The following is a 7,565-nucleotide window of genomic DNA, read 5'->3' as shown; positions in this document are numbered from 1 at the left end:
GCCAAGGCCCGGGCATGCAGCTCACGCGCCAAGCTTAGGCCGAGCTCGGAAAGCTCCGCCAGCACGGCGTCCTGCCGCTCCCGTCTCGCCGCTGCATCCGACATGAACAAAACAAGAACATAGATCGAGGCGGGAGTCAAGGGTTTTCGTGGTGGGCCCGTCCGGCTTTCCCTGTGTTCCGCGGTTTGAAACAGGCGTCGCGACGGCTTGCGCGCGGTCGCAGGGCGGTTATCCATTCGCACGCGGGCCGCCTTCGGGTCCGCAGGCCCGGGGTCGCGGGTGGGGAATCGTGGGGATCCATGGAACCGCGCCCGACGCCGCGACAGGCCCTCGCCTCGATCCTGATCGCGCTCGCCTCCATCGCCGGATACGGCGTGCTGTTCCTGGGCGCGACGATCGGCGCGGCGGTGGTCCTGCATTGGCTGGCGCCCGGCGCGCCGAAGTGGCTGTTCCCGCTGTTCCACGGGGCGGCCTGGATCGCCGGCGTCGTGCTGGTCACCTGGCTGGTGCGGGTGAAGATCAACCGCGCACCCTGGGCCGGCATGGCCCTGCCCTGGCCGCAGGTCAGCCGCCTGGTCCTGGGCTTCGCGGCCGGCGCCGCCTTCCTGTCGCTGGCCTTCGCCCTGCAGTTCCAGCTGGGCTGGCTGAAGGTCACCGGGATCGACGCGTTTTCGGCGGCGGGCCCAAGGATCGCCCTGGCGCTCGCGCCGTCGCTGGGCGTGGGGGTCGCCGAGGAGCTGGCCTTCCGCGGCTACATCTTCCAGACCCTGGGCGAGCGGATGCCGGTGTGGGCGGCCGCCGGGCTGAGCGCGGCGATCTTCGCCACCTACCACCTGACGCTCGGCGGCTTCGGACCGGGGTTCGTGGCCACGGTGATCGGCCTGGCCCTGGCGTTCACGATCCTGCGGATCGCCACCGGCTCCCTGTGGTTCCCGATCGGATTCCACGCGGCCTGGGACTGGACCCAGACCTATCTGATCGGCGTGGGCAACGTCGGCCAGGCCGGTCACGATCCCGCCCTCGTCAAGGTGAGCCAGACGGGGCCTGGCCTGTGGGTCGGCCAGGCGCCGGCGATCGAGGGCGGACTGTTCTACGCCATCGCCGTCCTGGGCGTCCTGGCGATGGCCCTGGCCTATGCCGCGATGCGCGGCCGCGCGCCGCGATGGACCGAGCGCCTGGATGGGCAGGGCCGCCCCTCAGGGACGCAAGGCTGAGCGCAGAAGGAAGGCGAACCCCATGGACCCCGGCCCCGACATCGAGGCGCCCCATCACCATCGCACCGGCCGCGCCTGGCTGGACATCTCGCTGGGCGTCACGGCGGTGACCATCTCGCTGGTCTCGCTGCTGCTCAGCATCGGCAACGGCGATGCGATGAAGCAGCTGGTGGCGGCGAACAGCTGGCCGTTCGTCAGCGTCGGCGTGGGGAACCGCGACGAGCAGGGCGGCAAGACCCTGCGCATCGTCGCCCAGAACAAGGGGGTGGGCCCGGCCAAGATCGAGACGCTGGAGGTGTTCTACAAGGGCCAGGCGATGGCGGATTCCCACGCCCTGATCCACGCGATCCTCGGACCCGCCGAGGCGGACGTGCAGGTCCCCTTCGGTGAAAGCGCCTTCGTGGGCGACGTGCTGGCCTCGAAGGAGACGACGATCGTCATGAGCCTCCAGGGCGGGAAGATCGCGCCGGCCGACCTGGAAAAGCTCGCGGCCGGGACGGCGAACATGGGGTTCCGGACCTGCTACTGCTCGGTGTTCAACGAATGCTGGGTTTCCGACCGCACCCGCGGGATATCGCCACCCGCCCTCGTCAAGACCTGCCCGACGCCGAAGACGCCGTTCAACCTCTAGGCCCAACGGCGACGCAGGTCAGGCGCCGGTCTCGTCCACGACGATGGCGACCGTCTTGCCGCGCGACAGCGGCTCCCAGCCCGCGGCGACGGCCGAGGCGATGGCCTTGGCGATGAGCCCCGGCGCGATCTGCGAGGGCTTCAGTTCCGGCGCGCCGAACCGGGGCTGCTTGCCCGGCGGAAACTCGATCACCGCCTCGCGCTGGCCTTCGCGGTGACGCACGGCGATGGCCATGCCGCGCCAGCCGGCGGTGTCGCTGGACCACCCAGGCCGGCGCTGCAGCCGCCAGACATAGGGCTCGCCCGCGACCTCGATCTCGAACTCCGGGGTTTGGTGGGTGCGGGCCATGGGAGGTGGGTTAGCGCGGACGATGATCCCAGGCTACCTCCCCCGCGGAGCGGCGGGAGGGGGACCGCTCGCCGATCCCGGCGTCAGCCGGGAGAAGAGCGCGCGGTGGAAGGGGGCGAGCGGTGGGCAGGGCGTCGGGCGGTGGGTGTCGTTTGCGGCGGACAGGCTGTTGAGGCGGCTCGCCCCCTCCACCATCCGCTCTTCGGCGGACGGTCCCCCTCCCGCCGTCGTCTCCGCGACGGGGGAGGTAGAGTGCGCGCGCCCCCTCGCCCACCTCCCGCACCTCCGCTAACACTACCCCCGACACCACCCGGGGAGCTTCCATTGAACCGCCGCACCTTTATCGCCGCCGCGCCTGCCGCGGCGCTCGCCAGCCGCGCTTTCGCCACGTCGCGCCAGGAGAACCCGAACCGGGACCGGCCGGACGTGCATGGGGGCGACCGGATCGACGGGGCGACGTGGGCGTCACGTTCGGCGGCGTGGGGGATCCATGGGGCGGCGGCGACGGCGCACCCCTTGGCGACGCTGGCGGCGATCGAGATGCTGAAGGCCGGCGGGTCGGCGGTGGACGCGGCGGTGGCGGCCAATGCGGTGCTGGGGTTCGGCGAGCCGATCAGTTGCGGGGTGGGCGGCGACTGCTTCGCCATGCTGTGGGACGTCCGCCAGAAGAAGGTGGTGGGGATCAACGGCTCGGGCCGCAGCCCCAAGGCCCTGACCCTGGCCGAGCAGCGCAAGCGCGCCAACGCCAAGGGGCTGATCGGCAGCTATGGCGCGGCCTCGGTCAGCGTGCCGGGCGCGGTGGACGCCTGGTGGACCCTGCACGGCCGCTACGGCAAGCTGCCGTGGAAGGACCTGTTCCAGCCGGCCATCCGCCTCGCCACCGAGGGCGCGCCGATCGTCCAGAACGTGGCCTTCTACGTCGGCTCCTCGCAGCGGATCTTCAACAAGCCGGAGAACCACATCGAGGAGGTGGCGAACTTCAACTCGATCTGGGTGAAGAACGGCAAGACCCCGGTCGAGGGCGAGGTGTTCAGGAACCCGCAGCTCGCCCACACCTACAAGCTGATCGCGGAGGGCGGCGGGCGCGCCTTCTACGAGGGCGAGATCGCCGACCGGATCGAGGCCTATTTCAAGCGCATCGGCGGCTGGATGACCAAGGCGGACCTGGCCGCCCACCACACCGAGTGGGTCGAGCCGCGCAGCGTCAACTACCGCGGGGTCGACGTCTGGGGCCTGCCGCCGAACAGCCAGGGGTTCGTGACCCTGCAGATGCTGAACATCATGGCCGAGTTCGACCTGAAGGGGATGGGCTTCCAGTCGCCACAGGCGCTGCACCACCAGATCGAGGCCAAGCGGCTGGCGTTCGAGGACCGGGCGCGGTTCTACGCCGACCCGCACTTCTATGAGCAGCCCACCGACTGGCTGCTGTCGAAGGACTACGCCAAGGAGCGCGCGAAGCTGATCCGCCCGGACCGCATCCTGACGCCGGTCTATCCGGGCAAGGCGCCGTTCCACGGCGACACCACCTATTTCACCGTCTCCGACAAGGACGGGATGATGGTCAGCCAGATCCAGTCCAACTATCGCGGCATGGGCTCGGGCCTGATGCCCGACGGGCTGGGCTTCATGTTCCAGAACCGCGGCGAGCTGTTCGCCCTGAAGGACGGGCACCCGAACATCTATGCGCCGGGCAAGCGGCCGTTCCAGACCATCATCCCGGGCTTCGCGACCCAGGGCGGGGAGGCGCTGATGAGCTTCGGCGTGATGGGCGGGGACATGCAGCCGCAGGGCCAGGCGCAGATCGTCACCAACATCGTCGACTACGGCCTGGGGCTGCAGGAGGCCGGGGACAGCCCGCGCTGGCACCACGACGGCGGCAACGAGCCCACCGGCGAGCAGCTGGGCGAGCCCGGCAAGCTGAACCTGGAGACCGGGGTTCCGGAGGCGACGAAGAAGGCGCTGGCCGACCTCGGCTGGCCGCTGGCCGCGAACCCGGGGGTCTATGGCGGGTACGAGGCGATCATGAAGCACCCCGGCCGCTATGCGGCGGCCACGGAGATGCGCAAGGACGGGACGGCGCTGGCCTATTGATTGGAACCACGGAATACACGGACCACACGGAAAGGGCGCCGCAGGCGCGATCATCCCGCGTCCTCGTTCGTGTGGTTCGTGGACAATCAAATCGGCGCCTGCGACGGCGCAGGCCTCGCAGGAGAATCCGCGAACCACACGAACCCCACGAACAATAGGAATCGCCAGCGGCGCATTTCCGTGTGGTCCGAGTATTCCGTGGTCTAATCCGCTTTCGCGGGAAGGAGCGCTCCATGACGCCTGAAGAGATGGACGCCATCGTCATGGCCTTTCCGGGCGTGGAGAAGGGCATGAGCTACGGCTCGCCGGCCTATAAGGTGAACGGCAAGTTCTTCACCCGCCTGCGCCGCGACGACCGGTCGATGGTGCTGATGGACGTCAGCTTCGACGAGCGCGAGATGCTGATGGAGGCCGAGCCGAAGACCTTCCATTTCACGGCGCACTACAAGGACTATCCCTGCGTCCTGGCGCGGATCGAGACCCTGCACCCCGGCTCGTTCCGCAATTTCCTGGAGCGGCGCTGGCGCAAGATCGCGCCCAAGAAGCTGGTCAAGGAGTGGGACGCGGGCGGCGCGCCTGCCGCTTGACGTCGCAGGGGCAAGGGGGCGCTTGGCGCGCGGCCCCCACATTTGATACCCACAGCCGCCGCGTACAATCATGAGGGGCGGCGGGGCGCCTACGACCGCGTAAGATGCAGAACTTCATCCTGAGGCAGAACGCCGAGCGCTATCGCGCGCGGCTGGCGGGCGCGAGCGACCCGGGCGAGCGCGACCGGCTGCGGGTCATGCTGTCCACGGTGGAGCGCGAGCTCGCCCTGCTGGAGGCCCAGAACGCCGGGGCAGGCGCGCCGCCCTGGCCGATCGGCGGGCGGGCGCGGATGGAGGCCGCCCAGGCGCGGCTGATCGCCGAGTTCCGCCGCCGGTTCGAGGACGCGCCGCAGATCGCCTACCTGATCGACCCGGCGCCCGGCCTGTGCTTCGTGGCGGTGAACGCGGCCCTGGAGGCGGCCACCGGCCTGTCGCGCCAGGCCATGGAGGGCCAGCCGCTGTTCGCCCTGTTCCCCGACAATCCGGACGAGGCGAACGCCGACGGGACCTGGCTGATCTACGCCTCGATGCGCAAGGTCGCCGAGACCCAGCAGCCGGACCCCATGCCGGTCATGCGCTATGACGTGCGCGACGCCGAGGGCGTGTTCGCCGAGCGCTACTGGCGGCACCTGAACAGCCCGGTGTTCGACGAGACCGGCCGGCTGGTCTTCCTGCAGCACCTGGTCGACGAGGTGACCGAAGAGGTGATGAGCGGGCGGATGTCGGCGGCCTAGGACCCCACCGCTCAGAACTCGTCTTCCACGCTGGAACGGAACTGCTCGAAGATCTCCTTGGCGCGGTCTTCCGGCATCTGGGCGGGATCGGCCTGGGTCTCGGCCGGGCCGGCTTGGGCGCCGCCGACCAGCCGGCCGACCACCGCGCCGCCCTGCACCAGCACGATCTCCTCGCCGGGCTCGCACGCCGCCAGCAGGGCCGCGGCCTTGGGCGGCAGGTCGTCGAGTTCGAGGCGCTTCATGGATGCTCCCTGGCCCCCGATCCTAGACCGCGGCGGCGCACGCCTGAAGACCCTGATGGCTTCAGGTCGAGACGACCTGAAGGCTGAATCAGGGTCGATACTTTTGAATTTCGAGCACGATTCAACAGTCGAGCGATTCCGCCCGACCGCATCGTGCTCTAGGGTCCGCGCCGTTCGGAGGGGCCATGGCCAACGCCTACAAGTCTTTGCGCGACTTCATCGCCAGGCTGGAGAAAGCCGGCGAGCTGGTGCGCGTGAGCGAGCCGGTCTCCACGGTGCTGCAGATGACCGAGATCCACCGCCGCCTCTTGCATCAGGGCGGGCCGGCGGTGCTGTTCGAGCACGTGATCCGCGCCGACGGCGAGCGCTCGCCCATGCCGTGCCTGGTCAATCTGTTCGGCACGGTGAAGCGCGTGGCCATGGGCGTGACGCTGGAGGGCCGCGAGCGGACCACGGCGGGCGACCTGCGCGAGGTGGGCGAGCTGCTGGCCTTCCTGCGCAGCCCGGAGCCGCCGCGCGGGCTTTCCGACGCCATGGAGATGCTGCCGCTCGCCAAGACCGTGATGGCCATGCGCCCGGCCACGGTGAAGTCGGCGCCCGTGCAGCAGGTGGTCTGGACGGGCGAGAAGATCGACCTTGGCAAGCTGCCCATCCAGACCTGCTGGCCGGGCGAGCCCGCGCCGCTGATCACCTGGCCGCTGGTGGTGACCAAGGGGCCGGGCGTGAGCCGCGAGGACGACTACAACCTCGGCATCTACCGCATGCAGGTGATCGGGCGCGATCGGACGATCATGCGCTGGCTCGCCCACCGCGGCGGCGCGCAGCACCACCGTCGCTGGAAGGCCGAGGGCAAGCGCGAGCCCCTGCCCGCCTGCGCGGTGATCGGCGCCGATCCGGGCACCATCCTGGCGGCGGTGACCCCGGTGCCGGACACGCTCAGCGAATACCAGTTCGCGGGCCTGCTGCGCGGGGCCAAGGTCGACCTGGTCCCCGCCAAGACCGTGCCGCTGATGGTGCCGGCCCAGGCGGAGATCGTCATCGAAGGCCACGTGCTGCTCGACGACTACGCCGACGAAGGGCCCTACGGCGACCACACCGGCTTCTACAACAGCGTCGAAAAGTTCCCGGTCTTCCAGGTCAGCGCGATCACCATGCGCAAGGACCCGATCTACCTGACCACCTTCACCGGCCGCCCGCCGGACGAGCCGTCGGTGCTGGGCGAGGCGCTGAACGAGGTGTTCATCCCCCTGCTTCGCCAGCAGTTCCCGGAGATCGTCGACTTCTGGCTGCCGCCCGAGGGCTGCTCCTACCGCATCGCCGTGGTGTCGATGAAGAAGGCCTACGCCGGCCACGCCAAGCGGGTGATGATGGCCGTCTGGAGCTACCTGCGCCAGTTCATGTACACCAAGTGGGTGATCGTCGTGGACGACGACATAAACGCCCGCGACTGGAAGGACGTGATGTGGGCGGTCTCCACGCGGATGGACCCGGCGCGCGACATCACGCTCATCGAGAACACCCCGATCGACTACCTGGACTTCGCCTCGCCGCAGAGCGGGCTGGGCTCGAAGATCGGGCTCGACGCCACCGACAAATGGCCGCCGGAGACCCACCGCGAGTGGGGCCGGAAACTCGGCATGGACGAGACGACGGTGGCCGCGGTCACCGAGATGTGGTCGCGCCTGGGCTTGCCCGGGGACGGAAAGCCGGTGGACTAG

The 7,565-nt window shown here is 69.7% G+C and carries 9 protein-coding genes; 6 read left to right on the top strand and 3 right to left on the bottom strand.

Translation table 11 applies throughout. From position 1 onward, the window contains the following. Window positions 1-236 (bottom strand): hypothetical protein (locus tag VGL85_RS08230; RefSeq protein ID WP_331587923.1); only part of this gene is annotated, 236 nt, incomplete at its 3' end. 63 nt (window positions 237-299) lie between these two features. Here VGL85_RS08230 and VGL85_RS08225 point away from each other — a divergent pair. Next, complete coding sequence (locus tag VGL85_RS08225; RefSeq protein ID WP_331587921.1) at window positions 300-1,214, top strand: type II CAAX endopeptidase family protein; 915 nt, start codon at window positions 300-302, stop codon at window positions 1,212-1,214. Between the two features lie 22 nt (window positions 1,215-1,236). Then, the gene (locus VGL85_RS08220; protein ID WP_331587918.1) at window positions 1,237-1,845 is read left to right on the top strand and encodes a hypothetical protein; all 609 of its coding nucleotides are present in this window, start codon (window positions 1,237-1,239) and stop codon (window positions 1,843-1,845) included. An 18-nt stretch (window positions 1,846-1,863) separates the two neighbouring features. On the opposite strand, the gene VGL85_RS08215 is transcribed toward VGL85_RS08220, so the two are convergent. After that, window positions 1,864-2,193, bottom strand: coding sequence for a hypothetical protein (locus VGL85_RS08215; RefSeq protein WP_331587916.1), 330 nt, complete (start codon window positions 2,191-2,193; stop codon window positions 1,864-1,866). Window positions 2,194-2,517: 324 nt separating this feature from the next. Here VGL85_RS08215 and VGL85_RS08210 point away from each other — a divergent pair, with 324 nt between their 5' ends. The 3 genes from VGL85_RS08210 to VGL85_RS08200 all read left to right on the top strand — a co-directional run bounded on the left by VGL85_RS08210 (window position 2,518) and on the right by VGL85_RS08200 (window position 5,605). Then, on the top strand, window positions 2,518-4,284 hold the full coding sequence (locus VGL85_RS08210) for a gamma-glutamyltransferase family protein (RefSeq protein WP_331587914.1): 1,767 nt from the start codon (window positions 2,518-2,520) through the stop codon (window positions 4,282-4,284). Window positions 4,285-4,517: 233 nt separating this feature from the next. Beyond that, window positions 4,518-4,871, top strand: coding sequence for an MmcQ/YjbR family DNA-binding protein (locus VGL85_RS08205; RefSeq protein WP_331587913.1), 354 nt, complete (start codon window positions 4,518-4,520; stop codon window positions 4,869-4,871). A gap of 104 nt (window positions 4,872-4,975) precedes the next feature. Further along, window positions 4,976-5,605 carry a PAS domain-containing protein gene (locus VGL85_RS08200; RefSeq protein WP_331587912.1) on the top strand — a complete coding sequence of 210 codons (630 nt, stop codon included), beginning with the start codon at window positions 4,976-4,978 and terminating at the stop codon, window positions 5,603-5,605. An 11-nt stretch (window positions 5,606-5,616) separates the two neighbouring features. On the opposite strand, the gene VGL85_RS08195 is transcribed toward VGL85_RS08200, so the two are convergent. Beyond that, a complete protein-coding gene (locus VGL85_RS08195; protein ID WP_331587911.1) occupies window positions 5,617-5,847 on the bottom strand; it encodes a hypothetical protein in 231 nt (76 codons plus the stop codon). Between the two features lie 185 nt (window positions 5,848-6,032). Between VGL85_RS08195 and VGL85_RS08190 the strand changes: the two genes are divergently transcribed. Continuing rightward, a complete protein-coding gene (locus VGL85_RS08190) occupies window positions 6,033-7,565 on the top strand; it encodes a UbiD family decarboxylase (protein ID WP_331587909.1) in 1,533 nt (510 codons plus the stop codon).

The sequence above is a fragment of the Phenylobacterium sp. genome, assembly GCF_036501465.1.
In the GTDB taxonomy this organism is placed as follows: domain Bacteria; phylum Pseudomonadota; class Alphaproteobacteria; order Caulobacterales; family Caulobacteraceae; genus Phenylobacterium.
This window is presented reverse-complemented; position numbering and strand designations above follow the sequence as displayed.

What these genes read in the sequence shown, in the direction of transcription:
- VGL85_RS08200 (WP_331587912.1), top strand. Translation starts at nt 4,976, where the DNA reads ATGCAGAACTTCATCCTGAGGCAGAACGCCGAGCGCTATCGCGCGCGG.
- VGL85_RS08225 (WP_331587921.1), top strand. Translation starts at nt 300, where the DNA reads ATGGAACCGCGCCCGACGCCGCGACAGGCCCTCGCCTCGATCCTGATC.
- VGL85_RS08205 (WP_331587913.1), top strand. Translation starts at nt 4,518, where the DNA reads ATGACGCCTGAAGAGATGGACGCCATCGTCATGGCCTTTCCGGGCGTG.
- VGL85_RS08195 (WP_331587911.1), bottom strand. Translation starts at nt 5,847, where the DNA reads ATGAAGCGCCTCGAACTCGACGACCTGCCGCCCAAGGCCGCGGCCCTG.
- VGL85_RS08215 (WP_331587916.1), bottom strand. Translation starts at nt 2,193, where the DNA reads ATGGCCCGCACCCACCAAACCCCGGAGTTCGAGATCGAGGTCGCGGGC.
- VGL85_RS08220 (WP_331587918.1), top strand. Translation starts at nt 1,237, where the DNA reads ATGGACCCCGGCCCCGACATCGAGGCGCCCCATCACCATCGCACCGGC.
- VGL85_RS08190 (WP_331587909.1), top strand. Translation starts at nt 6,033, where the DNA reads ATGGCCAACGCCTACAAGTCTTTGCGCGACTTCATCGCCAGGCTGGAG.